This window comes from Rhizobium sp. WYCCWR10014 (assembly GCF_001657485.1).
GTDB lineage: Bacteria > Pseudomonadota > Alphaproteobacteria > Rhizobiales > Rhizobiaceae > Rhizobium.
Window position 1 is genome coordinate 434,311 of sequence record NZ_LXFU01000037.1, and the last position, 26,589, is coordinate 460,899.

The window sequence follows — 26,589 nt, forward strand, 5'->3', positions numbered from 1 at the left end:
TCAGGCAGCCTTCGTCTTCACCTTGCGCGCCAGATGCGCCACGACATTTTCGATCATCCGCATCCCGGCATCGCCTCCAAGCGTCATGATCGACTCCGGATGGAACTGCACCGCGGCGATCGGTTCCTTGGCGTGTTCGATGCCCATGATAGTGCCGTCGTCGCTTTCCGCCGTGATGATGAACTCGCGCGGCAGCGTCGAGGGATCGGCGAAGATCGAGTGGTAGCGCCCGACCGTCACCTCCTTGGCAAGGCCGGAGAAGACGATGCCCGGCTCCAGCACGCGGATACGCGAGGGCTTGCCGTGCATCGGCAGCGCCAGATGGCGCAGTTCCCCGCCATAGGCTTCGGCGAGCGCCTGCAGACCGAGGCAGACACCGAAGATCGGCAGGTTACGCGCCCGCGCCTTCTTGATCGTCGCCTTGCAGTCGAAATCCTTGGGCGTTCCGGGGCCGGGCGACAGCACGACGAGGTCCGGGTTCAGCCGGTCGAAGATTTCCTCCGGCACCGGCGTTCGCACGGTTGAAACCGTCGCCCCCGTCTGGCGGAAGTAATTGGCGAGCGTGTGGACGAAGCTGTCCTCGTGATCGACGAGCAGGATGCTGACGCCCTGGCCGACGCTCGCAACGTCGCGCTGGACCCTGCCGGAATTGCCCGTCTTGGCGTCTCGGATGGCGGAAAGCATGGCAGAGGCCTTCAGTTCTGTTTCGGCTTCTTCTTCGTCAGGAATGGAATCGTTGAGCAGCGTCGCGCCGGCGCGCACCTCGGCGATACCATCCTTGATGCGCACGGTGCGCAGCGTCAGGCCTGTGTTCATGTCGCCGTTGAAGCCGACCATGCCGATCGCTCCACCATACCATGCGCGTGGGCTCTTTTCATGGCTCTCGATGAAGCGCATCGCCCAGAGCTTCGGGGCGCCGGTGACGGTGACGGCCCAGGCGTGGCTGAGGAAACCGTCGAAGGCGTCCATGTCGTCGCGCAGCCGCCCTTCGATATGGTCGACCGTGTGGATGAGGCGCGAATACATCTCGATCTGCCGGCGGCCGATCACCTTGACCGAGCCCGGCTCGCAGACACGGCTTTTGTCGTTGCGGTCGACATCCGAGCACATGGTGAGCTCGGACTCGTCTTTCTTGGAATTCAGGAGCTTCAGGATCTGCTCGCTGTCAGCGATCGGGTCATCGCCGCGCTTGATCGTGCCCGAAATCGGGCAGGTCTCGATGCGACGGCCGGAAACGCGCACGAACATTTCGGGCGAGGCACCGACCAGATATTCCTGATGGCCGAGATTGATGAAGAAGGAATAAGGCGACGGATTGATCGCCTTCAGCCGCTTTGAAATGTCGGACGGCTTGCTGTCGCAGCGCTCCATGAATTTCTGCCCGGGCACGACTTCGAAAAGGTCGCCCTTGCGAAAACTCTCCTTTGCCTTGGTGACGAGCTCGGCATATTCGCCCGGCCGGTGATCGCTCTTCGGCGGAATGGCATCCGTGGGTTTGAAGGGCTCCGCCGCGATATCCTGCGCCTTGCCCTCGGTCGACACGCCGCCTTTTTCGAAGTCGTAACGGTCGACCCAGGCCTTGGCGGAATAGTTGTCGACGACGAGGATCTCGTCCGGCAGGTAGAGCACCATGTCGCGCTGGTCGGAGGGTCGCGTCAGCTTCAGATCGATCGCGTCGAACTGGAAGGCGATGTCGTATCCGAAGGCGCCGTAGAAGCCGAGGCTCGCATCCGCCTGCGAATAAAACAGGTCGGTGACGGCGCGCAGCACGGTGAAGACCGTCGGCATCTTCGAGCGTTCCTCCTCGGTGAACACCCGGTCCGGTGTCTTGACGGTGAGGTCGAGGCGGCGGGCCGAGGAGGCGCCGAGCACGATGTCGGAGACTGTCTTCAGCCTCTCGGTCACGAAGCCGAGAATCACCTCGCCGCGTTCATTATAGGCCTCGATCCAGACGTCGCGCCCGAAGGAAGAGATGCCGAGCGGCGGATCGACGACGGCGGTATCCCAGCGCGTATAGCGGCCCGGATATTCGTAGTTCGACGAAAACACCGCGCCGCGGCGCTCGTCGAGCTTATCGACATAGGAAGAGACCGCATCGCCGTAGGGGATCGCCCGCCGCTGCCGCGTGACTGAAATGCCGCCCTTGGTCTCGTAGATTTCCGCACCATCATCCCGCAGGATCGTTACCATTGTTCCACTCCGTTATCGGGGCCCGGACGACAGGCGGCCATAAAACAAAAAAGCCGCCTCGAAGTTTCGGGCGGCTCACTCGTCGTCTTTGAACACGATTGATCGAGGCCGCCTTAGCGAACCCACCACCAAACTACAATGTTCAAGGACTTGATCATGGAAAAATTGTTAGCCTGAGATCAGCCATTGCGCAAGAGGCGAATGCGGGATTGAAAAAGGGCGGCCCAAAAGCCGCCCCTCCCCAGCCTTGAAGGCGTGATTGGCGTCAGAAGGTCTTGGTGATCGACACCTTGAATGTACGGCCTGGCTCCGAATACCACTCCTGCGGCTGGGACGCCGTCGTCGAGCTCAGGTTGACCTCGCGCACGGCGAGCGCGTTGTAATGTTCCTGATCAAAGATGTTGTAGACACCCCCCTGGATACGCAGGCCCTTCATCTGCTCCGGCGTCCACCATGCCGTCAGATCGACGATACCATAACCGGGCGCATCGAAGGTCGTATCTGCGGTCGTGCCGACGGTATCGAGATGGTCGGTGAGCATGCCGGCCGACAGCGTCGAGGAAAGGTCGAAGCCGAAAGTCTCGTTGCTCCAGCCGCCGCCGACGATCGCCTTGAACGGTGCCACCGAGCGCAGGCGCTGGGTGGTTTCTTCATTCCTGCCATAGGCATAGGCAAGCGAGGCATGAAGATTGATGCCGTTGTTGAAAGTCTTGGCGGCGCTCGCTTCAATACCCGAGATCGTCGCTGCAGCCACGTTGGTGTAATTAAACTCCGTAAAGTTGGCCGTGGCATCGAAGGTCGTCACCGTCTCGATAAAGTTCTGGTAGCGGGTGTGGAAGGCCGCGACCCGACCGGTGAAATCGCCCGTGTCGAAATTGGCGCCGATTTCGACGCCGCGGCCGATTTCGGGTTCCAGATCGGGATTGCCGAGCTGGGCGTAGCGACCCGTCGGGTTGTAGAAGCGGCTGTAGAGTTCGTCCACGGTGGGTGCGCGGAAGCCGACTGCCAGCTGCATGTAGAGCTGCACGTCAGGCGTCAGCTCGTATGTCGCAAGAATCTTCGGTGACAGGCCGGCTTCCGTTCGGTCGTTCAGGTCCCCGAAACGGGTAAGCCCGGTGTTGCTTGCGAAACTCCCGCCGGTCGAGGGATTGTAGTTGAACCAGTCAAAGCGGAAGCCGGGTGTCAGCGCGAAGCCGGTATTGCCGATTTCGATCTTGTCTTCGACAACAAGCCCAAGATTCTGGCTGTCGACATTGGGCACTTCCGCCTGGTTGTTCAGCGACGGGCAGGTCGTCGATGTCGGGCAAAGGGCCCAGCTATACTGGCTCCAGCTCGAAACGCCGACGTCGAGGCCCACCCGAACAGAGTGGCTGAGACCGGAATACTCGAAATCCTTCGTCGCCGTGCCGCTGAAGCCCCAGGTTTCGTTTTCAATCTCGTTGTTACGTCCATAGGCCACATTGGCGGTCGTACGGCCCCTGCTGCCGGCTTCCTTCTTCAAATCCAGCCAATAGAGCGTGGCACGCGCACTGCTGAAGAACGCGTCGGAGGACTGCGCTTCATAATCATAATCGAGCGATACCCGATCGCGGTCACGCAGTTCGCGACCGTCATAATTGTCGATCATGAAGTTGCGAGGACTGGTGCCTCCCTGGAGTTGGCGCAGGTCGGTCTTGAGATCGCGGCGGAATCGTTCCGCTGTCAAGCCGATGCGATGGCCGCCTTCCAGCTCCTGGCGTAGTTTGAAGAGCAGGTTGTTCTGATCGAAATCAGCCGGATTCGCCTCGGTGCGGAAACGACCGTAGCTGTCATTGTCGCCCATGTTGTCGCGTTCGTGACCCTTGCGGTAGCCGCCCTGAAAGAGGATCGACGTGTTGCCGATCTTCTTGGCAGCGGCGGCCGAGCCGGAAATGCTGCGGTCTTCGCTGTCATACGTCGACTTGACGATCGCACCCCAGTCGCGGCCTTCTGGAATAAGATCCTCCGGCTCCAGCGTATTGAGAACGATGGCGCCGCCGAGCATGCCGGAACCACCCTTGCTCGAATCCGCGCCGCGCACGATATCGAGCGAGGACAGTGAATCGAAATCGAAGGTGTCGCCGCCGCCGTTGGCGTTGGCCGGCGCAAAGGCACCCTGGCGCGAGCTGTTCGAAATATAAGGTATCGGAATGCCGTCGATGGTGGTCAGGATGCGAGCGCCGGAAAGGCCGCGCAGGTTGAAGCCTGCGTCACCACGCGAATAATTTACGCCGGCATCGACGCTGCGGCCGATATCGTCAAAATTGGTGACCTGCTTTTCTTCGAGCTGCTTGGCGGTGATCTCGGTGGCAAGCGGCGTGTCGGCGACGCTGCCCGGCGCCACACGTTTGCCCTTGACGACGATCTTCTGCAGAACAGTGCTGTCCTCCGCGGTCGCTTGCGGCGTGGTGGCCGGAGCGCTTTGCGCGAAAGACTGCAAAACGGGAAGAACAACTGTGGCTGCCGTGCAGACCAATAGAACCGAGCGCCAATGCCGGACGATCATAACCTACCCTCTAATGATGATTACCGGGCTGGCTGGTCGTGGCGTTCGCACGCTCGAGGGGCTGGCTGGGTTTTTACGGATGAAGGCGGAGCAGAATTCCGCCTTCTTTTTGCCGCATAAAAAACATGAGGAGTATTGTCAACATAAGCCACCGCTTTATGTTGAATATATCCATCAAGTTTTAGCGATCGTCAATGACGTTGCACAATTGCAACGAAAAACGCCCTCATGCGTTGTCTTTAGCCACGGATACGAGGAATCGGACGCATTGAGAAAACTTTCGATATTGGCGATCCTTCTCGCCGCTACCGCCCTTCTTGCCGGCGCCAGCCTGCCCCCGCGAGGCCCGATGCCCGAACCTCGGCCAGATTCCGGACAGGCGGCCAGCCCCACCTCCCCCTCTTCGGAAAAGGCGCAACCGCCCGCGCCTGAAGAGGTCCCGGCCCCTCAGCCGAAACCCGATGTAAAGGATCCGGAGGGGCCGGCATCGAGCCCACCGCCAGCGCCGCAGGCCGCACCTTCAAAGCCCGGGCCGGCAGAGCCGATGCAAGGTCCGCCGCGGCCGCCTGGCAGCCCCGAAAGCTCGCAGCCGCCGACGGAAGAAGGTAAGCCACCCGGCGAGCAGACACTTGAAGAGCAAAACCTGACGATCGAACCCGAAAGCGATGCCAAGCATGCCGAATGCACGGCCGCCCTTCAGTCCCTGGGCGTCGTCTTCAAAGAAGCGCCGCGCATCGACGACGGTAATGGCTGCGGCATCGACAAGCCGATCATCGTCGCCGAAGCCCTGCCCGGCATCAAGCTGAAGCCGGAGGCGACGATCCGCTGCCCGGCGGCGCTCGCCCTTGCTCGCTGGATGAAGGACAGCGTCATCCCCGCTGCCTCCGCCGCCCTGCCGGAGCAGGGCCGCATCACCACCGTCAACCAGGCAACGTCCTATATGTGCCGCCTGCGCAACGGCGCCGGAACCGGCAAGATCTCCGAACATGCCCGCGGCAACGCCATCGATATTGCGAGCTTCCACTTCGAAAAGGGCGAGGATGTCGCCGTCCGCTCCCGCCGCGAGGATCCGACGCTCACTGGCGCCTTTCAGCGTACCGTCAGCGCCGCCGGCTGCCTCTATTTTACCACCGTCCTCGACCCCGAAAGCGACGCCGCCCACGAAACGCATTTCCATCTCGACGTGATCGAGAGGAAGGGTGGCTATCGTTATTGCCATTAGTCATTTCAAGGAGTTGCGCGTCACGCTTGAATCGAGAACCGAAGTACCCAAATCAAAGCTGCAGTTGTCCATGGAAGGGCCATCGCGAATGAGGATCATCGCAGGTTACGCGATCTTGGCTCTCGTTTTCCTGGGCATTGGATTCGTTTTAACCGGCAAACTGCATTGGTTCCTTGCCGTCGGAATGTTGCTGACAGGCACTTTGGAACGGCTGGTCCTCTGGCTGCTCATAGGTCCCGAGCGGGAAAAAAGCCATCGGCTTCGTCTATTGAGGCAGCCAGCCAAACCATCACCCGATCAGAACAATCCCTCGATATAACCTTGGTCGTTCAAGAAAATCCGTTCCGCCGACGGTGATTTCGGCAAGCCCGGCATCGTCATGATCTCGCCGGTGATCGCGACGACGAAGCCCGCTCCGGCCGAAAGCCGCACCTCTCGCACGGTGACGATGTGGCCTTCCGGCGCGCCGCGTAGGTTCGGATCGGTGGAGAAGGAATATTGCGTCTTCGCCATGCAGATCGGCAGCTTGCCGTAACCCTGCTCCTCCCATGTCTGCAACTGGTCGCGCACCGCCTTGTCGGCCGTCACCTCGCCGGCGTGATAGATCTTCGAGGCGACGATCTCGATCTTCTCGAACAGCGAAAGATCGTCGCCATAGAGCGGCTGGAATTTCGCCTGCCCGGATTCGGCCAGTTCCACTACCTTGTGCGCCAGTTCCTCGATGCCGGCCGAACCCAGCGCCCAGTGGCGGCAGAGGATGGCCTCGGCGCCGAGCCTCGAGACAAATTCCTTGACCGCCGCGATCTCGGCGTCGGTATCCGAGACGAAATGGTTGATCGCCACGACGACGGGCACCCCGAAGCGGCGCACATTGGCGACGTGCCGGCCAAGATTGGCGCAGCCCTTCTTCAGCGCCGCGACATCCTCCGCACCGAGATCGTCCTTCTTCACCCCGCCATTCATCTTCAGCGCCCGGACGGTCGCGACGATCACCGCCGCATCCGGCTTCAGCCCCGCCTTGCGGCACTTGATGTCGAAGAATTTTTCCGCTCCGAGATCGGCGCCAAAGCCTGCTTCCGTCACCACATAGTCGCCGAGCTTCAGCGCCGTCTTCGTCGCGGTCACCGAATTGCAGCCATGGGCGATATTGGCGAAGGGCCCGCCATGCACGAAGGCCGGATTGTTCTCCAGAGTCTGCACCAGGTTCGGCTGCATCGCATCTTTCAACAGCACCGCCATGGCGCCGTCGGCCTTCAGGTCGCGCGCATGCACCGGCGTCCTGTCGAAACGATAGCCGATGATGATGTCGCCGAGCCGCCGCTCCAGATCCTTGAGGTCGATGGCGAGGCAGAGGATCGCCATCACCTCGGAGGCGACGGTGATGTCGAACCCGCCCTGGCGCGGGAAACCGTTGGCGACGCCTCCGAGCGAGGAGACCATGCTTCTGAGCGCCCGGTCGTTCATGTCCATGACCCGCCGCCAGGTGATGCGGCGGATATCGATATTCTCTTCGTTGCCCCAGTAGATGTGGTTGTCGACCATCGCCGCCAGCAGATTGTGCGCCGATGTGATCGCATGGAAATCGCCGGTGAAATGCAGGTTGATGTCTTCCATCGGCACGACCTGCGCATAACCGCCGCCGGCCGCCCCGCCCTTGACGCCGAAGCAGGGACCGAGCGAGGCCTCGCGGATGCAGACTACGGCTTTCTTGCCGATCCGGTTCAGTCCATCGCCGAGCCCGACGGTGGTGGTGGTCTTGCCCTCACCCGCCGGTGTCGGATTGATCGCGGTGACGAGGATCAGCTTGCCGTCCTTCTTGCCCGCTTGCGCGGCGATGAACTCGGCGCTGACCTTCGCCTTGTCGTGACCATAGGGAGCGAGCTGCTCGACCGGAATGCCCAGTTTCGCCCCGATTTCGAAGATCGGCTTTTTGGCCGCGGCGCGCGCGATTTCGATATCGGATTTGATTGATGGCATGGCTGTTCCCCCGTCCGGCCCCGCGGGAGCGGAGTCGCTGTTTTTCTCTTCATCGAGATAGCGAAATATCGGCGGGGTGTGAATAGCGCTACGCCTTGCGGCCGCCACGCTTACAGCGCCGCGCGTCTTTTCAGACGCGCAAAGGACGCTGTAACACTTTGAATCTACGCATCGACCCAAAAATCGGTTTCGATTTTCGGGTCGATGCGCTAGGCGTTTATGTGGCGGTCAACGATTGCGGCTTCTTAGGGTGAAGACATGAAAGCATTGGAAATCTTCGTTGAGCGCATCATCCTGTCGAGCCGCTGGATCCTCGTGGTCTTCTATATCGGCCTGGTGCTGGCGCTCGCCGTGTATGCCGTTTCCTTCGGCTACAAGCTTCTGAAGATTGCCGCCAGCGTCTTCGTACTGGACGAAGCTGGGATGATCCTTGCCATGCTCAGCCTGATCGATGCTGCCCTCGTCGCAAGCCTGATCGTCATGGTGATGATCTCGGGCTACGAGAATTTCGTCAGCCGCTTCGATGAGGCCGGCGAGGCCGACAACGAGGTTTCCTTCCTCGGCAAGCTCGATTCAGGCAGCTTGAAGATCAAGGTCGCCTCCTCGATCGTCGCCATCTCCTCCATCCATCTACTGCAGGTCTTCCTCAACGCCGACCAATACGAGGACGGCAAGATCATGTGGCTGACCCTCATGCACCTCGCCTTCGTCGCCTCCGCCGTCATGCTCGGCTTCCTGGAGAAGCTGATGAGCGTCACGTCGAAAAATGATCTGAAGGATAAGGATTGACGGGCGGCACAGAGGCGCTTTCGGAGGCTGAACAAGCGGCAGCTCGACGCAAAACGTCGAGCTATCCTCTCTCACGTCCTGAGATCAATTGACCGAAGCAGCAACAGGAACGATCTCTGCCTCAGCTTTTTTCGGGCATCGAAGGCTTTCCTTCGCCTCTGGCCCACAGACGTGCAAGCCGGGCTCTTCATCATAAGGGATGATACCATTGATGATGCCAAGCGCGAGCGCCTGAGAAGGAACTATGATCCTCCCTCGCTCAGTTGATGTGGCGGGCATCATCGTCTCGTATGTCTCGGAATTGACGCCCATCTCGTCGAAATAGGCGGAAAATCTCGTATATTCAGCCGTCGTGGGCCTGACGAGACCGATCGAGGAATATCCGACAATCCGGGGCGTTCCGCTCATCAGGACAAGAGTACAGCTCGAAAGGCAGTACGCACGGCCGGCAAAGACTTCGCCCTCGGTCGGTCCGCTTTTGGCGATGCTGGCTTTGCAACGCGGATCCAGCTTTGGACAATTCGGCAACTGCGTTCTGCCAATCGAGGTCTCCAGACCTGCAGCACGGATCATCCGCCCCATCGCGAAAGCCGCATCCATGTCCCCGCCATTAGATTGAAGGACGATCGGCAACTTTCTTTCGCCGAGCGTCGTCAACATCGCCTTCAGCTGAGCCGGCGTATCCGGCGTGATATCTCCATCCGCAGAAATCCACTGCGTGCACTCTTCCCGGCAGTTGCCATTGGACATCAGGACGAAGTCCATCGGCTGGGTTTTCGGCAGTTTCTCGCTTGTCTCTGCGGCCGCATCCTGCACGGGCGCTCGAGATACAGGCGTCTTGGCCAGCACAAGGGCTTCGGCCACCGGATGGCTGTGACAGACAGCCTCGGCCACTGCATCTGGGGCGCAGAGCGGCATGCCGGGCCACTCATTGTAGGACAACATCTCCGTGATGAGACCTGTTCGAAGTGCCTCTGCAGCCGGTACGATATTGATGTTGTCAGGCGTGGCGCTCATCATCAGACCGATCACATCTTCGCTGACGCCCATTTCCTTCAAATAGGCGGTCAAAGCAGCGGTAGCCTTCTTTCCAAGTTTGGTGGAACTGCCCTGCCCCGCCACCTTGCGTCCGACCTCCTTGCGGGAGATTTCCTTCTTCTTCCCATTCACGATCTTGTATTCGATGCGATAGGAAACACGCACCTTGTTGTAGACGGTCGTGATCTGGTGGACTCCGATAAAGGCCCATTGCGATGCGACACGCGACGTACCGCCGGCGAGGGCCAGCGGACAGGCAGAAAAGCAATAAGCGCCGGCCGAATAGGTGTCACCGACCGCGGTGCCGTCCTTGGCAACAGCGGCTTGACAGCGCGTATCCCCAACGGGGCATCCCTGCAGCCGCGTGCCGCCTACCGCCGTTTCCAGCCCGGCCTTACGGATCATCCGGCCCATCGCATAGGCGGCATCGACGTCGCCGCCTTCCGAACGGAAAACGACAGGCAATTTACGGCCACCGATCTTCTTGAGTATTTTTCTCAGTCGCGCGGGCGTATCGGAGGTTATGCGCCCCTCCGCCGATATCCATTCCGGACAGTTTTCCTGGCAGAGGAGACTACGCACGAGGATGAAACTCATCGGGGGATGCGCTGCCTTCTTCTCCCCGGCGGCCTGCGAGGTTGCCGCGCCGATCGGCAAGGTCAAAAGGAGAAAAACAAGTAATAATCTGGAAAATAGACACTTCACCAAAAAGGAAATTGCAAAGCGCACGATTAAATTGCCTCAGTTGTACTGAGCGTAGGCTTAGCAATTGGCTTGACTGCCAGCAAGTCGGATTTCGCCGCCTGCTATTCTCATCGCAATCGGGCTGAAACAGCGATCCGCTGCGGCCGCGTTCACGCAGTTCACCTGCTCCAGCGCCAAGCGCTGCAGGCAGATCGGTCCGCCGCCTTTGCGCCCGTGCCGGAGAGACCGGAGTTCTCCCCCGAAAACCTCCCAAGTGATTCTCTGCTTGCCCGGCTGCGCGAAACCATTGCTGTGCCGCCATGAAAGAACTCAAGGATACCGCAACGCTATTTTTGCAAGTCGAAACTCAACCGAAGCGCGAGCTACCGTGGCCAATTTTTCACAATTCGAATGAATCGGCTTGCGCTAGGTCAATTGGGGCTAGCATCCCGCCGATTTTCTGTATTTGATAGCGGTAACATTGGGGCTGCCGGGGGCGTACAAATGTCTTACATGACCACCTCTGAAAGACAGTCATTGCTTTCGGCAGAACTTTCGACCGCACGAACGCGCGGCCTGTTTGCACAGGCGCTTGGCAGGGTCTCTACAGCCTTCGGATTGTCGCATGCGACGCTGATGCACGCCCCCTCCCCGGAAGACCTTCTCTTGAAACCCCTGCTGATCGAGAGCTCGCTTCCGGCCGCCTATGTCAGGGATTTCGACCGTGCCCACATGATGCGCGGCTGCCCTTTCGGCGTAAGGTTAAGAGCGTCTGCCGTGCCGCCCGCCTGGCACCTCAACGACGCCTCCAATGGTCAGGCCTTTCCCGCCGAACTTCGTGCTCTGATGCTGCGCCATGCCATACCGGCAGGCGTTGCCATGCCGACCATTGCGGCCGACGGCCAGCGTCTGATCTTTTGGTTCTGCGGCGAGCGCGCCGCACTCGGCCAGAGCGAAATCAACGAGATGGCGATGATCATTCTCCATGCACTCGATGCATACAATGCAGTCAAACGCAACGAGGAAAGCGCGCATAACGCGCTGTCGACTCGGGAACTAGAGGTTGTGCGCTGGACTGCCCAGGGCAAGACCTCGATCGAAATCGGTCAGATCCTCACGCTCTCGGATCATACGGTGAACGCCTATATGACGAACGCGATCAAAAAACTCGATTGCGTCAACCGGACCCAGTTGGTAGCTAAGGCAATTCGATTGAAGCTGATCAACTGAGGAATCAGAAGAGAGTCGGCACGTCGTCCCGTGATCTGGGGGAATCGTGCCTCTTCATTTCGAACAGCCCGTTATTGACAAGACGGAACAATCCCGCGCCCACATCGGCATCACCGATGCGGAAGTTGTCCAGATGCTTGCTGCCTATCGTCTTTTCGGTTTCTGGCGCATCGACATCGAGACAGGACATTTCTTTGCCAGCGAGGATGTCCACGCGATCTTCGGCCTCTCCTACAGCGACGGCCCTGTCAACCTGACAGAGCTGATGTCGCGCATCCACGAGGAGGACCGCGGCCTGATCGCCCAAACCTTCGAAGAGGCGAGCCTTCACGGCGTCGGCTTCCACTTCGTTTATCGCGTCGACAACCGGCTTGGCGGCTACAAGCTGGTGCGTAGCGTCGGCCGCTTTCGAAACGATGGAAGCGGCCGCGGCATTGTCGGCATCACCTATGAATTCGTCGAGAAACTGCGCGTCGTCGGCTTCGAGGACAACACGAAACCCCGCTGACTCCAGACGTTTTAGCGGTCAAGCACCGAGCGAACCTCGACGAGGTTCGAGCGCACCCTCAGAATATAGAAGCCCATGGTGGCGAGATGGCTCGGCATGATCCAGCCGTCTTCGCGCCCGTTCGAGATGATCGCCGGCTGGATGCGCAGCGCCGACTGGAACTGCCGCATGGTCCCGCCCCAGATCGCTCCGAGATTGCGTTCCGCCAGCACCTGCGAGAAATCCGCCTGGGCGGCCGCCATGATCGCATAATAGCCGTAGAGCTGGCCGTAAGCGAACCAGAACCGGTCGTCGGCGCGCGTATCGAACCAGCCGCGATTGTGGTTTTCCGAGCGTTCGGCGAGCATGTCGGAGGTGCCGCCGAGATCGTTGGCGATGCGATCGATGAACTGCATCAGATTGTCGGCGCGGCCGTCGAAAATGACGTTGCAGAGGGCGAGATCGGTGTTGAACTTGCGCAGACTGCCGATCGCCGAGCGGTAATAGGAAGGAGTCGGCGTCTTCGGCCCGAAGGGATTGAGCCCAAAATACCAGCTGTTTTCGTCGAACTGCAGATTGCCGCGCGCGCTCTGCAGATCGTTGTTGATGCCCGACGTGCCGCGCACCCGCCCAAGCGTATCGACAAGCTCCGCCGAAGTCCGCCGGACCGCCTGGTTGACGCCGCGCTGGAAGGACGCCTTGTTGTCGAGGAAAGGCGTGTGATCCCAGTCGATGCCGAAGAAGCCCATCTTGTAGAGCAGCATGGAGGAGATCCATGCGTTCTGGTTGACGTTGAAATCGGTCAGATCGGCCGCTACGTCGACGATCGCCGAGCGTTGGCAGGTCTTCGGCCCCGTCGTATTGGCGCCCTCGGCGGCCGGCACTTCTTGCCCGGCGGCAACCTTGCGTTCGGAAAGCCGGTACTGATCGACGAAGGCGGGGTTGAAATTCGTCCAGACCTGCGTCTGCAAGAAGAAATAACCGTAGAGGGCGACCAGCAGCGCCACGAAAGCGATGACCGGCAGCCGGATCATCCAGCTCCGGCGCTGATACCAGCCGTGCGCGGCAAGAAAGGGCCAGAAGGCCCAGGCGGAAAACAGGCGGGCCCAGCGGCCGATCATCTGGCCGATCAGCCTGAAAAAACCGGCTATCCGGTCAAGCATTGTCGTCTCCTGTCAGGCGAGGCGAACATCGGGACATTGCCGCCCCGCTGCATCCCACATATGCGCTCGATGGGCCGAGCACAACACGAGCCCTTCGTTTTTACGGAATGAAAGCATTGCGCAAGAGGGATACTGCCCGCGCCCTTGCTGGTCAGGAGCGCAGGAAAGGCAGGCTGAAACGAAAAGACCTGCGGGCCGTGTCGATCAGAGGCGCTCCCGATGTTTCCGGCGGCGGTTCGGCATAGGTCGGAAACCTTCTGGCGAATTCGAGATCGGCGCGGCTCTTGCGCCGCTCCAGATCCTGGGCGACCAGCATGCCTTTCTCGAACAACCTGATCGGTGCGGCGATATCGGGAAAGAGCTCCGGCTTGATCCTCACCTTCATGCCCGGCCGGTCGGTATCGACCTGCGCCTGGTAGATGATCAGGCGCTCCTCCACGTCGATCAACAGCTTGCGCAGCAGCGCGTTGCAGGCGGCGATCCGGCCGTTCAACGAATCGACGAAGGCCTGGAACAGACCGATGAAGCGCTCGCGCCGCTGGCTGTCGTCGCGCATCTCATGCTCCCCGGCGGAAATCCGCTCGGCCTCCGCCTTCAGCGCCCGCCGCTCCGCCTCCATCTGCTCCCAATGCGCCCTGTTCCCATAGACGCCGATACGGCCTTGCGTCGTCAGCGCCTTGGCATTGAGTTCCTTCATCTTGAGGCGGGCGATATCGATGGAAACGACTAGCCGGCGCCGCTGCTCGACGATATCGACAAGGCTGAGTTCGGCGGCCTTGTGCCGTTCGGTGATCGCGGCGCGCTGGCCGGCGATCAGCCCCGCGAGCGCGTCCGATTTCGTCAAAAGGTCGAGCAGCCGCTCGATGACGGGCGCCTCACGCACGCGTTCGGTATACATGCGCCACATCCTTTGGCGCGACACCCAGCCGGCCATCTTCTCGCGCAGCGTCAACCCCCGGAAACTGTCGAGATCGGCTGAGACCTCGGCCGTCAGCCGGTCGAGGGAAAAGACCAGCTCGGCCAGTTGGGCGTCGAGCCCCGCAGCATCGGCGATATGGGCCTGGAAGCGGGCATTCTGCTCGAGGAAGACCTCGTCGGCCGATCGTGTTTCGTCGCCGCTGAAGGCGCCGATAGCGGCCACGCAATAGGCTCCCTCGGCCGCAATCCTTTCGACAAGGCTGCCTGCGGCTTCATACTGGCTGTCGAATGGCGGGGGTTTGCGCACCAAGCCTCTCCAGGGAATCTCCTGCCCCCAAGCTAGTCGCTTGCGGCGCCAAAGAAAACAGGCAGCGTCGCCGACCTTAGACCGGCTCGGCGATCCAGGCACCGTTCATCGCGTCATCCCAGTGCCTGCGGCAGAGCGAGACATATTTCTCATTGCCGCCGACATCGATCTGCGCGCCTTCGTGCAACACCTTTCCTTCCGCGTCGAGCCGCACAACCATCGTCGCCTTGCGCCCGCAATGGCAGATCGTGCGCACCTCGCGCATTTCGTCAGCGATCGCCAGCAGTTCCTGCGAGGCCGGAAACAGCTTGCCCTGGAAATCGGTTCTCAGCCCGTAAACCATCACAGGGATGCCGAGCCTGTCGACGACGCGAGCAAGCTGCCAGACATGGACGGGTGTCATAAAATGCGCCTCGTCGACGAAGATGCAGGAAATCGGCGCCCCTTGGCCGCTCAGCGTCGCGACCAACCGGAACAGATCCTCATGCGGCTCGAAGGGAATGGCGCTCGCCTCCAAGCCGATCCGCGAGCCGATGACGCCTCGGCCCGCGCGCTCGTCGAAGGCGGCGATCAGTTGCACCGTGCGCATGCCGCGCTCCTGGTAATTATAGGAGGCCTGCAGCAGCATCGTCGACTTGCCGGCGTTCATCGTCGAGTAGTTGAAATAGAGTTTTGCCATCCGATTTCTCCTTGATCGGCTTATTGAAAGCTGGAATGGCAAAGAAAAGCCCTGAGAGAGCGATAATCACAGGAATCCGGCTCGAAAACCGCCGAAAGCCCCGAAAACAAGGCATTGCGAAAAAATCCGCCGACGTCGCAATCGCATGGGTCGATACGGCGCAAACGCACTGAGGTCGCTTGTCAAACTCGGTTATTGATGGTTGGCTTGGGAACTTAAAGACTGGGAGTCTAAAATGAAAACAACAAGCACGTTCAAATTCGTTACCGCAACTGCCGTCGCCGCCCTCTCCGTTGCGACCGCCGCCTTCGCTGCCGATCCCGACAGCTGCTCCACCGTTCATTTCTCGGACGTCGGCTGGACGGATATCACCGCCACCACCGCCACCGCATCCGTCATCCTGAAGAGCATCGGCTACCAGACCGACGTCAAGGTTCTCTCGGTGCCGGTCACCTATACCTCGCTGAAGAACAAGGACATCGATGTCTTCCTCGGCAACTGGATGGAGACGCAGGAGAAGGACGTCCGTCCCTATCTCGATGACAAGTCGGTCGAATCCTTCGGCCCGAACCTCGTCGGCGCCAAGTACACGCTCGCAACCAACGCCAAGGGTGCAGAACTCGGCATCAAGGACTTCAAGGATATCGCCGCTCACAAGGACGATCTCGACGGCAAGATCTACGGCATCGAGCCCGGCAATGACGGCAACCGCCTCGTCATGGACATGATCGAGAAGAACGAGTTCGACCTGAAGGATATGGAAGTCGTCGAATCCTCCGAACAGGGCATGCTCGCCCAGGTCGCCCGTGCCGATAAATCGGGCAAGCCCGTTGTTTTCCTCGGCTGGGAACCCCATCCGATGAACACCAACTTCAAGCTGACCTACCTCACAGGCGGCGACAAGGTCTTCGGTCCTGACTTCGGCGGTGCCAAGGTCTTCACCAACGTGCGTGCCGGTTATCTCGACGAATGCCCGAATGTCGGCATGATGTTGAAGAACTTGAAGTTCTCCCTCGACATGGAGAACCAGATCATGGGCAAGATCCTCAACGACGGGAAGGAACCGGAAGCTGCGGCTTCCGAATGGCTGAAGGCGAACCCCGCAGCGCTCGAGCCCTGGCTTGCGGGCGTCAAGACCCGCGACGGCAGCGGCGAAGCCCTCGCGGCCGCCAAGACCGGGCTCGGCCTTTGATGATATGAACGGGGCGGCTCGCCGCCCCGTTTCATTTTTGTCCGATTGTTGTTTTTCTGGATAGGCGCGCCCTTGAATTGGATCACCGAATTTAAGATTCCCGTTGGCCCCTGGGCCAAATCCTTCGTGGATTGGCTGACCTCGAACGGCGAATGGTTCTTCAACCAGGTCGCCTTCCTGCTGTCGAGCGCCATAGACGGCCTGCTCTTCGTGCTGCAGAAGCCTCATCCGCTGATCGTCATCGCTGCCATCACCGCCATCGCCTTTTGGCTGCGCCGGTCGATCGCGGTCGCCGTCTTCACCTGTCTCGGGCTGCTGCTGATCGTGAACCAGGACTATTGGAAGGAAACGACGGAGACGCTCGCTCTTGTGCTCGCCGCCACCTTCGTCTGTATGGTAATCGGTATTCCGCTCGGCATTGCCGCCGCCCGCCGCCCTTGGGTCTATGCCGCCATGCGCCCGGTGCTCGATCTCATGCAGACCATACCGACATTCGTCTATCTGATCCCGGCGCTCATCCTGTTCGGCCTCGGCATGGTGCCGGGCCTGATCGCGACCGTCATTTTCGCAATCCCCGCGCCGATCCGGCTGACGCGCCTCGGCATCATCTCGACGCCGCCGTCCCTCGTCGAAGCCGCCGTCGCTTTCGGCGCGACACCGATACAGGTGCTGCGCAAGATCGAGCTTCCCTACGCCACGCCGCAGATCATGGCGGGTCTCACCCAGACCATCATGCTGTCGCTGTCGATGGTCGTCATCGCCGCCCTTGTCGGCGCTCCCGGGCTTGGCGTGCCCGTCGTCCGTGCGCTGAACACCGTCAATATCGCCAAGGGCTTCGAGGCGGGCTTCTGCATCGTCATCCTGGCAATCATTCTCGACCGGATGTTCCGCACCACGGGTGAAGGAGGCGCTGCATGACCGCGGTAAGCTTTAACAATGTCAGCATCGTTTTCGGCGATCGGCCGGAAACCGCGCTTGCCATGGTCGACCAGGGCAAATCGCGCGACGAGATCGGCGCCGCCACCGGTCTGGTGCTCGGTGTGGCCAACGCCTCGCTGACGATCGAGGAAGGCGAGATCCTGGTGCTGATGGGTCTTTCCGGCTCCGGCAAGTCGACGCTGCTGCGCGCCGTCAACGGGCTCGCTCCCGTGGTGCGTGGCGATGTCGCGGTCTCGGCGGCCACCGGCCCCGTCAACCCCTATAGATGCAATGCCAAGGCGCTACGCGACCTGCGCACCCACACAGTCTCCATGGTGTTCCAGCAATTCGCCCTCCTGCCCTGGCGCACAGTCGCCGACAATGTCGGCTTCGGTCTCGAGCTCGCCGGCATGCCGGAAGCCGAACGCAAGCTCCGCGTCGGCGAACAGCTTGAACTCGTCAACTTGACGAAATGGGCAGGCCGCAAAGTCAACGAGCTTTCCGGCGGCATGCAGCAGCGTGTCGGGCTCGCCCGCGCCTTTGCCACCGGCGCCCCGATCCTGCTCATGGACGAGCCTTTCTCGGCGCTCGACCCATTGATCCGCACCCGCCTGCAGGATGAGCTCCTGGAATTCCAGCGGCGGCTGAAGAAGACCATCCTCTTCGTCAGCCACGATCTCGACGAGGCCTTCCGCATCGGCAATCGCATTGCCATCATGGAAAGCGGCCGCATCATCCAGTGCGGGACGCCGCACGATATCGTCAAGAACCCCGCAGACCAGTATGTCGCCGATTTCGTGCAGAACCTCAATCCGATCAATATGCTGACGGCAGCCGACGTCATGCAGCCGGGCCTCGGCCAGACTGCCGCCGGCATGAGCGTCAGCGCCACAGCCCGCGCCGCGACCCCGCTCATCGATATCCTCGATGCCCTTGCCCGCCAGCCGGGCAGTATCGGCATCGTCGAGAACGGCGCGATCGTCGGCACCATCTCGGCTCAGGATATCGTCGCCGGTCTCACCCGCCATCGCCGCAAGCAGGACGCTTGATGTTTTCCATCCGCTTTGTCACAAAGCGGATATGAAAGATCAGCCCTCGCCCTTACGCGAAACCGACGACGATGCCCGCAAGCTCGCCCGCGTGCTTCTGCGCTCCGCCCGGCACGCGGCGATTGCCGTTCTCGACCCTGAGACCGGCTTTCCCTCCGCCAGCCGCGTGCTGGTCGCCACCGATATCGACGGCACACCGGTCATCCTGGTTTCGCAGCTGTCGGCCCATACCAGGGCGCTGGCCAGAGACCCGCGCGCCTCGCTCCTGACCGGCGAGCCCGGCAAGGGGGATCCCCTCGCCTATCCTCGTCTGACGACCCAGTGCGTGGCAGAATCCGTCGAGCGCAGCAATGCATTCTACGAGCGCATCCGCACGCGGTTTCTCGCTCGCCACACCAAGGCGAAGCTTTATATCGACTTTCCTGATTTCCTGTTCTTTCGTCTCAAGCCGGAAACAGCCAGCCTCAATGGCGGCTTCGGCCGCGCCTACCAACTCGATGGGAAAGATCTCGTAATCCAGTCGGCCGCGAATGAGGAGATTGCCGCCGGGGCGGCGGAAACAGTGCGAGATTTAATAGAACGCTATCCCGATGTTGAGGAAAGCCTTGCTACCAGGCTAAAGGCGCCGGAATCGGGCTCTTGGCGCATTTGTGGTATCGATCTCTCAGGTTTCGACATGATTTCCGGCGATTTTCTGCTGCGATACGAGTTCGAAACCCTCGCTGTGGATGCCGATCACATTTGTTCAAACATATCTAAAATAGCATACTCGATACCTTAAATTTAGGTATATACAATCTTCGAGCTCAGTTGCTAGTTTTTGATGTCAGTCAAAATCCCGGCTGGCGGCCTGCGCCAATACACTTGATGTACGTTTCGCATTAGGAAGATAACATATGGAAACCTCTGATTTGGCCGATCACACGACCGTGGCGGCAGCTTTATTATCGGCCATGGCCAATCCGAAGAGATTGCTGATCCTGTGTAGCCTCGTGAAGGGCGAAGTGGCCGTCGGCGTGCTTGCGACGCAGGTCGGGCTCAGCCAGTCGGCTCTTTCACAGCACCTGTCGAAGCTGCGCGCTCAAAAGCTGGTCAAGACCCGCCGGGACGCACAAACCATCTATTATTCGAGCACCTCCGAGCCGGTCATGAAGATTCTGGCAACGCTCGAAGACATCTACCTCGTGCAGAACAGAAATAGATCCGCCGCTTGATGATAGCGCTGACATGAATGTCGGCCGATGTCCTGCTGAAGGGGATGTTCCCGGAGGCTTGGCAACGATATTTCAGCACCTGAACCTTATGGCGACCGGCAAATCTTCCGATTTGCCGGTCGTGCCTTTTCAAAACCGCCCTGCATGGTTGCGCAACATGCTCTAAAGCGCGTCGCGATCTTTCAGATTCGCTCCTCGCGGTTTAGGCCTTCGCATATCGTTCTCGCAAAACCACTGTACACTTTTGCGCGATATGCTTTAGCTGCCAACCACGCCGTTATCGGCGCGGCTCAGTACCACCAGCGCCGGGCGGGCGGGCATGCCGGGCTTGAAGTCGGGCCAGTTGGTGCCGGCATCCTCCATCGAGCTCGCATCTTCGTTATCGGCCATCCGCAATTCGCCCGGATGCTGGACCGAGAGGAAGACGCTGGTGCCATCCGCAGTGAAGGTCGGCGAACAGGTTTCCGAGCCGACGGGCGCAATATAGAACAGCTTCGGCAATGCCCGGCCCGGGCCTTCGGTATCCATCACATAGACGGAATCGGCAATGCCTTCCGGCGGCGGGCCGTCGGTGGTAACCCAGAGGCGTCCGGCTGGATCGACTGCTAGATTGTCGGGGTCTGTGAACCAGCCGGCCGAGGTCGTGGCCGGATGGAACATCGTCTGATCCTCAGCCTTGGCAGGATCGCCGCAGAGGATGAAGACGTCCCATTTGAAGCTCTCGGCTGCGTAATCCGGCTTTTCGGGACCGCCAGGTGCTGCGAGTTCCAGCAGGTGACCGTGCGGGTTGGGGCCGCGCGGATTGGCGATGTTGACCATCTCCTTCTCGTCGCCGCCCTCAACCTTGGGCAGCCGGTCCTCGTTCTCGGTCATGGCGACATAAAGCTTGCCGGTGCCGAGATGCGGGATGAAGCCTTCCGGCCCGTCCATCGGTGTGGCGCCGACGAGATCGGCGGCGGCGCGCGTCGCCAGCACGACGTCGGCCTGGCTCTTGAAGCCGGCTTCGGCGCTCAGTGGCCCCTCGCCAGCAATAAGCGGGATCCAACGCATCGTGCCGTCGCTTTCGAACTTGGCAACCGCGAGGGTGCCGTGGTCGAGCAGATCCTTGTTGGCGGCGCGGTCGTTCGGGTTCCAGGGATCGCGGGTGACGAAACGGTAGATATATTCGAAGTCGTCGTCATCGCCCATGAAGACCACCACGCGGCCGTCAGGGGCGACGCAACACTGGGCGCCTTCATGCGTCATGCGGCCGAGCGAGGTGCGCTTGACCGGCTTTGCCGTCGGATCGAACGGGTCGATCTCGACCACCCAGTCGAAACGCATCCATTCATTCGGCTCTTCCTCGAACTTGAAGCGCGGCTCGACGCGGCTGATGGAATAGATATCGTTCTCGTCCTCGTCCCAGCCCTGGCGCTCGACCAGCTCCTGGTTCGGCAATTTCTTGTAGTCGCCGGAAAAGACGTCCATCGCGCCTTCCTCGCCTGAAAGCATCGTGCCCCAGGGCGTGATGCCGCCGTTGCAGTTCGAGATCGTGCCGAAGACGACCGTGCCGGTCGGATCGGCCTTGGTCTTCAGACGGTCGTCGCCGGCTGCGGGACCGGAGATGGCGATTTCAGTGCTCATGTGAACGCGGCGATTATATTTGCCGTCCTTGACGATCGCCCATTTGCCGTCCGTCTTCTTCACTTCGAAGATCGAGACGCCGAGGGCGGCCATGATGGCGCGGATCTGATTGTTCGTCAGCTTCTCGCGATAGTTTTCGTCGGTCAGGCCGGGAAACATCAGGAAAGGCGTTGCATATTCATGGCTGACGACCATGAGCCCATGGTCAGAGTTCTTCTCGCCCCAGGGCAGCGGCAGAAACTGCGTGAAGTCATTGTTGTAGCCGAACTGACGCTCGGCCGCCTTGCCGTCCAGCGTCGCGATATCGAATTCGGGGCTGTCGGCAAACAGTGCATCACCCCAGCGTGCCAGGATCTGGCGATCGTAACCCTCCGGCCAGTGGTCGGCGGTATCACGCACGCGCTTGAGTTCCGGAAATGTCAGGCTGGAGCCGGCAGCCTCGGCATGACCGGTTCCAAGCGCCGGCGAAAGTGCCGCAGCGCCCATCGCTGCGAGAAAGCCCTTGAGCACGCTGCGGCGGCGAACGCCCTCTTCGAGAATGGCGCCATAACTTGGCGCGAATGCATGGCGCCGCGTGGGGCGCGCCCTTGTCTTCTGGCGGTCAGACATAAGTATCTCCGATCGAAATATCTTTTGATTTCAGTGAATTGGTGAAATGCAATTGCGCCTTGCGAGCCATCGGTTTTTGTAACAAGCCGAGGCAAAGGATTGATGACGGCCAGCCTGCAGTGCCTGACCCTGGATATTTCCGGATCGAGCCAAGCAAGTTCGGCCTCCTGTCAGGAGGGGCTCTGGGGACTTTTCCCGTTGACGCCTTGGGAAGCCCTGATAATTTGACCGGGCAGTAAAAATATGGGCGTGAAGCCCCGGGAAAGGGCCGTCGGCGGCCAGGAGAACAGCATGTCCAATCGCCTCAATGCACCGAACGATCTTCGCGCCTTCTGGATGCCGTTTACGGCAAATCGCCAGTTCAAGAAGGAGCCGCGTTTGTTCGTCGGCGCCAAGGACATGTACTATACGACCCATGACGGTCGTCAGGTGCTGGACGGCACGGCTGGCCTCTGGTGCGTCAATGCCGGCCACTGCCGCCCGAAGATCACCGAGGCGATCCGCGAGCAGGCCGGCGAACTCGATTACGCGCCGGCCTTCCAGCTCGGCCACCCCAAGGCCTTCGAACTGGCGAACCGCCTGGTCGACATTGCCCCTGAAGGCCTGAACCACGTTCTCTACACCAACTCCGGTTCCGAATCCGTCGAGACCGCGCTCAAGGTGGCGCTCGCCTATCACCGTGTGAAGGGCAATGGATCACGCTTCCGCCTGATCGGTCGCGAGCGCGGCTATCACGGCGTCAATTTCGGCGGCATCTCCGTCGGCGGCATCGTCACCAACCGCAAGATGTTCGGCACGCTTCTGACCGGCGTCGACCACATGCCGCACACCCACCAGCCCGGCAAGAACAACTTCACCCGCGGCGAGCCCGAGCATGGCGGCGACATCGCCACCGAGCTCGAGCGCATCGTCACCCTGCATGACGCCTCCACCGTCGCCGCCGTCATCGTCGAGCCGGTGGCGGGCTCGACCGGCGTCCTGATCCCGCCGAAGGGCTACCTGCAGAAGCTGCGCGAGATCTGCACCAAACACGGCATCCTTCTGATCTTCGACGAGGTCATCACCGGCTTCGGCCGCCTCGGCGCCCCCTTTGCCGCGCAATATTACGACGTCAAGCCCGACATGATCACCGCCGCCAAGGGACTGACCAACGGCGTCATTCCGATGGGCGCCGTCTTCGTCACCTCCGAGATTCATGATGCCTTCATGAACGGCCCGGAACACATGATCGAGTTCTTCCACGGCTACACCTATTCCGGCAACCCGATCGCCTCCGCCGCCGCGCTCGCCACGCTCGACACTTACAAGGAAGAGGGCCTGCTGACACGCGCCGCCGAGCTTTCCGATTACTGGGCCGACGCGCTGCATTCGCTGAAGGACTGCCCCAATGTCATCGACATCAGGAACACAGGGCTGATCGGCGCGATCGAACTCGACCCGATCGCCGGCGAGCCCACCAAACGCGCCTTCACCGCTTTCCTGAAAGCCTATGAAAGCGGCCTGCTCATCCGCACCACCGGCGATATCATCGCACTCTCCCCGCCGCTGATCATCGAGAAGCACCACATCGACGAGCTCTTCGGCAAGCTGCGGACCATCCTGCAGAACAACATTTGAGAAAGCTCTGAAGACTTCGGGCATCACGGCCTGCGGCGAATCTCCTGCATAATTCCTTAAATCGGAATCGATGCAGCAATTCAAAGTGTTACAGCGTCCTTTGCGCGTCTGAAAAGACGCGCGGCGCTGTAGATCCATGCAGGCCCTTTTGTTGGGAAGACCGATAGGCCTCAAGTCACGGCGGCGACGGAAAGGCAGAGGGCAAATTTCTTCAGCAGCCGTCGATCGAATTGCCCTTCGTTGCCAAGCATCCATTTCAGTGCTTGGCTGGCGCTCCATGGCGCCTTGTACGGCCGCACGGAGGTCATGGCGTCATAGACGTCGCAAATCGCAGCAAGACGCGCATGGAAGCTGACCTGCGTCTCGGAAAGCCTGCGGGGATAGCCCTTGCCGTCGATACGCTCATGATGGTTCAGGCAGACGTCGAGAACGATCTCCGGCATGCCTTCCTGGCGTGACAGGATTGCATGCCCCTTTTCCGGATGATCGCGGATCATCTTGATCTCGTCCTCGTCGAGGCGCCCTTCCTTGTTGAGGATCTCGAGCGGAATTTCCAGCTTGCCGACGTCGTGCAGCAATCCTGCTGTGCCGAGCGTCTGCACGGTCGTCTCGTCAAGTCCGAGATGACGGCCGAAAAGGATCATCAGCGCACTCACCGAAAGGGAATGCAGAAACGTCACTTCGTCCTTGGATTTCAGACGCGTAACGCTCAGAAAAATAGTCGGATTGTCATCCATCGACTTGGAGACCGAGGAAATCACCGGCGCCACCTGATCGAAGCTGATCCCATCGCCATGCTGGAGACGGCCGAAAACGCTTTCCAGCACCTGCACGGATTTCTGGATGGTCTCGCGTGCCGCCTTGGTGTCGATCTCGATATTGCCGCCTGGCAGACCGTCGATGTCGAGGCCTCTGCTGGTGTTGATGATAACACCTTCAATGCCGCTCTTGCGAAGCTTCAGGGCATCGACTTCACGGCGCAGCAGAAATCTTCGCTTGGACAGAAGAGGATCCTGCCATACACCCTCGATCGCCTCCACAAACATTCCGTTGCGCACCTGTCTGGCTTCGATACGCTTGAGCATCAAGATCTCTGTTCCTGAAATATCTCTCTGTTTATTATCGACCGTTCTTTTGCATCGCAGCAATATATGCACGAACAATGATTCTACTCTAATTGGTAGAATCAAGTGTTAATCTCAAAACGGAATTCGACTATTCAGAAAGACGAAGAGTTTCGCGAAATTCGGCAGGTTCATCAGCACCCGCAGATGAGGGTACAGCATCCTCCAGAGATCTGCAGACGGCGTCACGATCGATGATTTTGGATTATTTCGCGCCGAATCGGCTCGATTCTCGTTTCATTTTGTTATCAACTTGCGAAATCTCACCAAAATTCCTAGAAATCTTGCCGTTGCACCCGTCCGAGCCAAATATGGCCGGAGGGCGCATTGATCGCGCCGATATCGATCGTCCTTGGCACGGCCTGGGGCCGTTGAACGATCCGGAATACGGCGCGGCACCTCATCGCGGGTCGAATGACCCCATCCAAGGAGACAGACAATGACCCTCAAGACATTGACGGCGACCCTCGTCGCGTCACTCGCCTTTGCGCCGCTTGCCCATGCCGATATCACCATCGGCCTGATCGCTCCGCTGACCGGCCCCGTCGCCGCCTATGGAGACCAGGTGAAGAACGGTGCGCAGACCGCCGTCGACGAGATCAACAAGAAAGGCGGAATTCTCGGCGAGAAGGTCGTCCTCGAACTGGCCGATGATGCCGGCGAACCGAAACAGGGCGTTTCCGCCGCCAACAAGGTCGTCGGCGACGGCATCCGCTTCGTCGTCGGCCCGGTGACATCGGGCGTCGCCATTCCCGTTTCGGACGTGCTTGCTGAAAACGGCGTGTTGATGGTCACCCCGACCGCGACGGCCCCCGACCTGACCAAGCGCGGTCTGACCAACGTGCTGCGCACCTGCGGCCGCGACGACCAGCAGGCCGAAGTCGCCGCCAAATATGTGCTGAAGAATTTCAAGGACAAGCGCGTCGCCATCGTCAACGACAAAGGCGCCTACGGCAAGGGCCTCGCCGACGCCTTCAAGGCGACGCTGAACGCCGGCGGCATCACCGAAGTCGTCAATGACGCGATCACGCCTGGTGACAAGGATTTCAGCGCGCTCACCACCCGCATCAAGTCCGAGAAAGTCGACGTGGTCTATTTCGGCGGCTACCACCCGGAAGGCGGCCTACTCGCCCGCCAGCTCCATGACCTCGCCGCCAACGCGACGATCATCGGCGGCGACGGACTCTCCAACACCGAATTCTGGGCAATCGGCACGGATGCGGCAGGAGGCACGATCTTCACCAACGCTTCGGACGCCACCAAGAGCCCGGATTCCAAAGCCGCAGCCGATGCGCTCGCCGCCAAGAACATCCCGGCCGAGGCCTTCACGCTGAACGCCTATGCCGCCGTCGAAGTGCTGAAAGCCGGCATCGAGAAGGCCGGCAGCGCCGAGGATGCGGAAGCCGTCGCGACCGCGTTGAAGGACGGCAAGGAGATCCCGACCGCCATCGGCAAGGTCACCTACGGCGAGACCGGCGACCTGACCTCGCAGAGCTTCTCGCTCTACAAGTGGGAAGCCGGCAAGATCGTCGCCGCCGAATAATCGACGGGTCCGCCGAAACAGGATCGGGCGCTTTACGGCGCCCGATTTGCATTTGCGGAGGCTGAACGGCCCATCAGTCGGCCGTCTTCGCATCCTGACGCATATAGTCTTCCAGCGTAGTGGGCGTAACGAGAACCAGCGGCTGAAGATAGGTCCTGTTGGGCAGAGGCTTAGGAACTACCTCGTAGAAACGAGAAATAACACCGCGCTTAAGGCTCGCGTCCATAATGTCGCTTCCAGATGACTTCTCGAAGGTGACATCGCTAACTCTTCCGTGCTCGTCGATTGTGAATTTGGCCCAATTCTGAGTTGTGGTTGTCGTCGCACAGCCGCTCTACAGAAAAACCGCTGCGCAGGCTGCCGAAATAATTGCTTTCATATCATGACCTTGAGTTGGAAAACGACATCTGTATTCTCGCTTCACTAGCACTGCTGCCACCGAGGCAAAAGCAGCGGGAAATACAATCCAAATGTTTCCAGCATCCGTTCGGC

The 26,589-nt window shown here is 60.2% G+C and carries 22 protein-coding genes; 13 read left to right on the forward strand and 9 right to left on the reverse strand.

Features of this window, described 5'->3' with window-relative positions; translation table 11 throughout:
• Both A6U98_RS18965 and A6U98_RS18970 read right to left on the reverse strand, forming a co-directional pair.
• Positions 1-2,190, reverse strand: coding sequence for an anthranilate synthase (locus A6U98_RS18965; RefSeq protein WP_064651976.1), 2,190 nt, complete (start codon positions 2,188-2,190; stop codon positions 1-3).
• Positions 2,191-2,455: 265 nt separating this feature from the next.
• Complete coding sequence (locus A6U98_RS18970; RefSeq protein ID WP_064651977.1) at positions 2,456-4,714, reverse strand: TonB-dependent hemoglobin/transferrin/lactoferrin family receptor; 2,259 nt, start codon at positions 4,712-4,714, stop codon at positions 2,456-2,458.
• A gap of 208 nt (positions 4,715-4,922) precedes the next feature.
• Between A6U98_RS18970 and A6U98_RS18975 the strand changes: the two genes are divergently transcribed.
• Positions 4,923-5,936 (forward strand): extensin family protein, encoded by a 1,014-nt coding sequence (locus A6U98_RS18975; protein WP_082933943.1) that lies wholly within the window; start codon positions 4,923-4,925, stop codon positions 5,934-5,936.
• Positions 5,914-6,255 (forward strand): hypothetical protein, encoded by a 342-nt coding sequence (locus tag A6U98_RS18980; RefSeq protein WP_245304537.1) that lies wholly within the window; start codon positions 5,914-5,916, stop codon positions 6,253-6,255. Before A6U98_RS18975 ends, A6U98_RS18980 begins: the two co-directional genes overlap by 23 nt.
• On the opposite strand, the gene A6U98_RS18985 is transcribed toward A6U98_RS18980, so the two are convergent.
• Entirely contained in the window at positions 6,234-7,913 is a 1,680-nt protein-coding gene (locus A6U98_RS18985) for a formate--tetrahydrofolate ligase (protein ID WP_064651980.1), read from the reverse strand. The genes A6U98_RS18980 and A6U98_RS18985 overlap by 22 nt on opposite strands.
• Before the next feature lie 258 nt (positions 7,914-8,171).
• Between A6U98_RS18985 and A6U98_RS18990 the strand changes: the two genes are divergently transcribed.
• Positions 8,172-8,702 (forward strand): TIGR00645 family protein, encoded by a 531-nt coding sequence (locus A6U98_RS18990; RefSeq protein ID WP_082933934.1) that lies wholly within the window; start codon positions 8,172-8,174, stop codon positions 8,700-8,702.
• Between the two features lie 84 nt (positions 8,703-8,786).
• On the opposite strand, the gene A6U98_RS18995 is transcribed toward A6U98_RS18990, so the two are convergent.
• Positions 8,787-10,469, reverse strand: a complete 1,683-nt coding sequence (locus tag A6U98_RS18995; RefSeq protein ID WP_064651981.1) for a hypothetical protein — start codon at positions 10,467-10,469, stop codon at positions 8,787-8,789.
• A gap of 459 nt (positions 10,470-10,928) precedes the next feature.
• Here A6U98_RS18995 and A6U98_RS19000 point away from each other — a divergent pair, with 459 nt between their 5' ends.
• Both A6U98_RS19000 and A6U98_RS19005 read left to right on the forward strand, forming a co-directional pair.
• The gene (locus tag A6U98_RS19000) at positions 10,929-11,654 is read left to right on the forward strand and encodes a LuxR family transcriptional regulator (protein WP_064651982.1); all 726 of its coding nucleotides are present in this window, start codon (positions 10,929-10,931) and stop codon (positions 11,652-11,654) included.
• A 46-nt stretch (positions 11,655-11,700) separates the two neighbouring features.
• A complete protein-coding gene (locus A6U98_RS19005) occupies positions 11,701-12,162 on the forward strand; it encodes a PAS domain-containing protein (protein ID WP_064651983.1) in 462 nt (153 codons plus the stop codon).
• A gap of 11 nt (positions 12,163-12,173) precedes the next feature.
• On the opposite strand, the gene A6U98_RS19010 is transcribed toward A6U98_RS19005, so the two are convergent.
• From A6U98_RS19010 to A6U98_RS19020, 3 genes are all read right to left on the reverse strand, one after another.
• The gene (locus tag A6U98_RS19010) at positions 12,174-13,304 is read right to left on the reverse strand and encodes a DUF2333 family protein (RefSeq protein WP_064651984.1); all 1,131 of its coding nucleotides are present in this window, start codon (positions 13,302-13,304) and stop codon (positions 12,174-12,176) included.
• Between the two features lie 151 nt (positions 13,305-13,455).
• Positions 13,456-14,529 (reverse strand): hypothetical protein, encoded by a 1,074-nt coding sequence (locus tag A6U98_RS19015; protein WP_064651985.1) that lies wholly within the window; start codon positions 14,527-14,529, stop codon positions 13,456-13,458.
• Positions 14,530-14,605: 76 nt separating this feature from the next.
• On the reverse strand, positions 14,606-15,208 hold the full coding sequence (locus A6U98_RS19020; RefSeq protein WP_064651986.1) for a thymidine kinase: 603 nt from the start codon (positions 15,206-15,208) through the stop codon (positions 14,606-14,608).
• A gap of 235 nt (positions 15,209-15,443) precedes the next feature.
• Here A6U98_RS19020 and A6U98_RS19025 point away from each other — a divergent pair, with 235 nt between their 5' ends.
• The 5 genes from A6U98_RS19025 (at position 15,444) to A6U98_RS19045 (ending at position 19,581) form a co-directional block, all read left to right on the forward strand.
• The gene (locus A6U98_RS19025; RefSeq protein ID WP_064651987.1) at positions 15,444-16,400 is read left to right on the forward strand and encodes a choline ABC transporter substrate-binding protein; all 957 of its coding nucleotides are present in this window, start codon (positions 15,444-15,446) and stop codon (positions 16,398-16,400) included.
• Positions 16,401-16,472: 72 nt separating this feature from the next.
• Entirely contained in the window at positions 16,473-17,318 is an 846-nt protein-coding gene (gene choW / locus A6U98_RS19030; RefSeq protein ID WP_064651988.1) for a choline ABC transporter permease subunit, read from the forward strand.
• Entirely contained in the window at positions 17,315-18,367 is a 1,053-nt protein-coding gene (gene choV, locus A6U98_RS19035) for a choline ABC transporter ATP-binding protein (RefSeq protein ID WP_064651989.1), read from the forward strand. Before choW ends, choV begins: the two co-directional genes overlap by 4 nt.
• 31 nt (positions 18,368-18,398) lie before the next feature.
• The gene (locus tag A6U98_RS19040; protein WP_064651990.1) at positions 18,399-19,148 is read left to right on the forward strand and encodes a pyridoxamine 5'-phosphate oxidase family protein; all 750 of its coding nucleotides are present in this window, start codon (positions 18,399-18,401) and stop codon (positions 19,146-19,148) included.
• 115 nt (positions 19,149-19,263) lie between these two features.
• On the forward strand, positions 19,264-19,581 hold the full coding sequence (locus tag A6U98_RS19045; protein WP_003541857.1) for a metalloregulator ArsR/SmtB family transcription factor: 318 nt from the start codon (positions 19,264-19,266) through the stop codon (positions 19,579-19,581).
• 258 nt (positions 19,582-19,839) lie between these two features.
• Here the strand turns inward: A6U98_RS19045 and A6U98_RS19050 are convergent, their stop codons facing one another.
• Positions 19,840-21,813, reverse strand: coding sequence for a PhoX family phosphatase (locus A6U98_RS19050; RefSeq protein WP_064651991.1), 1,974 nt, complete (start codon positions 21,811-21,813; stop codon positions 19,840-19,842).
• A 291-nt stretch (positions 21,814-22,104) separates the two neighbouring features.
• On the opposite strand from A6U98_RS19050, the gene A6U98_RS19055 reads away from it, so the two are divergent.
• The gene (locus A6U98_RS19055; RefSeq protein WP_018243099.1) at positions 22,105-23,430 is read left to right on the forward strand and encodes an aspartate aminotransferase family protein; all 1,326 of its coding nucleotides are present in this window, start codon (positions 22,105-22,107) and stop codon (positions 23,428-23,430) included.
• Positions 23,431-23,600: 170 nt separating this feature from the next.
• On the opposite strand, the gene A6U98_RS19060 is transcribed toward A6U98_RS19055, so the two are convergent.
• Entirely contained in the window at positions 23,601-24,515 is a 915-nt protein-coding gene (locus tag A6U98_RS19060) for an HD-GYP domain-containing protein (protein WP_064651992.1), read from the reverse strand.
• Between the two features lie 233 nt (positions 24,516-24,748).
• Here A6U98_RS19060 and A6U98_RS37210 point away from each other — a divergent pair, with 233 nt between their 5' ends.
• Positions 24,749-24,997, forward strand: a complete 249-nt coding sequence (locus A6U98_RS37210) for a hypothetical protein (RefSeq protein ID WP_197496405.1) — start codon at positions 24,749-24,751, stop codon at positions 24,995-24,997.
• On the forward strand, positions 24,994-26,097 hold the full coding sequence (locus tag A6U98_RS19065; RefSeq protein WP_011653012.1) for a branched-chain amino acid ABC transporter substrate-binding protein: 1,104 nt from the start codon (positions 24,994-24,996) through the stop codon (positions 26,095-26,097). Before A6U98_RS37210 ends, A6U98_RS19065 begins: the two co-directional genes overlap by 4 nt.
• Positions 26,098-26,589: the final 492 nt, after the last annotated feature.

Excerpts from the sequence above, each read along its gene's own strand:
- A6U98_RS18965 (WP_064651976.1), bottom strand. The coding sequence starts at position 2,190 with ATGGTAACGATCCTGCGGGATGATGGTGCGGAAATCTACGAGACCAAG.
- A6U98_RS18970 (WP_064651977.1), bottom strand. The coding sequence starts at position 4,714 with ATGATCGTCCGGCATTGGCGCTCGGTTCTATTGGTCTGCACGGCAGCC.
- A6U98_RS18985 (WP_064651980.1), bottom strand. The coding sequence starts at position 7,913 with ATGCCATCAATCAAATCCGATATCGAAATCGCGCGCGCCGCGGCCAAA.
- A6U98_RS18990 (WP_082933934.1), top strand. The coding sequence starts at position 8,172 with ATGAAAGCATTGGAAATCTTCGTTGAGCGCATCATCCTGTCGAGCCGC.
- A6U98_RS19000 (WP_064651982.1), top strand. The coding sequence starts at position 10,929 with ATGTCTTACATGACCACCTCTGAAAGACAGTCATTGCTTTCGGCAGAA.
- A6U98_RS19010 (WP_064651984.1), bottom strand. The coding sequence starts at position 13,304 with ATGCTTGACCGGATAGCCGGTTTTTTCAGGCTGATCGGCCAGATGATC.
- A6U98_RS19020 (WP_064651986.1), bottom strand. The coding sequence starts at position 15,208 with ATGGCAAAACTCTATTTCAACTACTCGACGATGAACGCCGGCAAGTCG.
- A6U98_RS19025 (WP_064651987.1), top strand. The coding sequence starts at position 15,444 with ATGAAAACAACAAGCACGTTCAAATTCGTTACCGCAACTGCCGTCGCC.
- choV (WP_064651989.1), top strand. The coding sequence starts at position 17,315 with ATGACCGCGGTAAGCTTTAACAATGTCAGCATCGTTTTCGGCGATCGG.
- A6U98_RS19040 (WP_064651990.1), top strand. The coding sequence starts at position 18,399 with ATGAAAGATCAGCCCTCGCCCTTACGCGAAACCGACGACGATGCCCGC.
- A6U98_RS19045 (WP_003541857.1), top strand. The coding sequence starts at position 19,264 with ATGGAAACCTCTGATTTGGCCGATCACACGACCGTGGCGGCAGCTTTA.
- A6U98_RS19050 (WP_064651991.1), bottom strand. The coding sequence starts at position 21,813 with ATGTCTGACCGCCAGAAGACAAGGGCGCGCCCCACGCGGCGCCATGCA.
- A6U98_RS19055 (WP_018243099.1), top strand. The coding sequence starts at position 22,105 with ATGTCCAATCGCCTCAATGCACCGAACGATCTTCGCGCCTTCTGGATG.
- A6U98_RS19060 (WP_064651992.1), bottom strand. The coding sequence starts at position 24,515 with ATGCTCAAGCGTATCGAAGCCAGACAGGTGCGCAACGGAATGTTTGTG.
- A6U98_RS37210 (WP_197496405.1), top strand. The coding sequence starts at position 24,749 with ATGATTTTGGATTATTTCGCGCCGAATCGGCTCGATTCTCGTTTCATT.
- A6U98_RS19065 (WP_011653012.1), top strand. The coding sequence starts at position 24,994 with ATGACCCTCAAGACATTGACGGCGACCCTCGTCGCGTCACTCGCCTTT.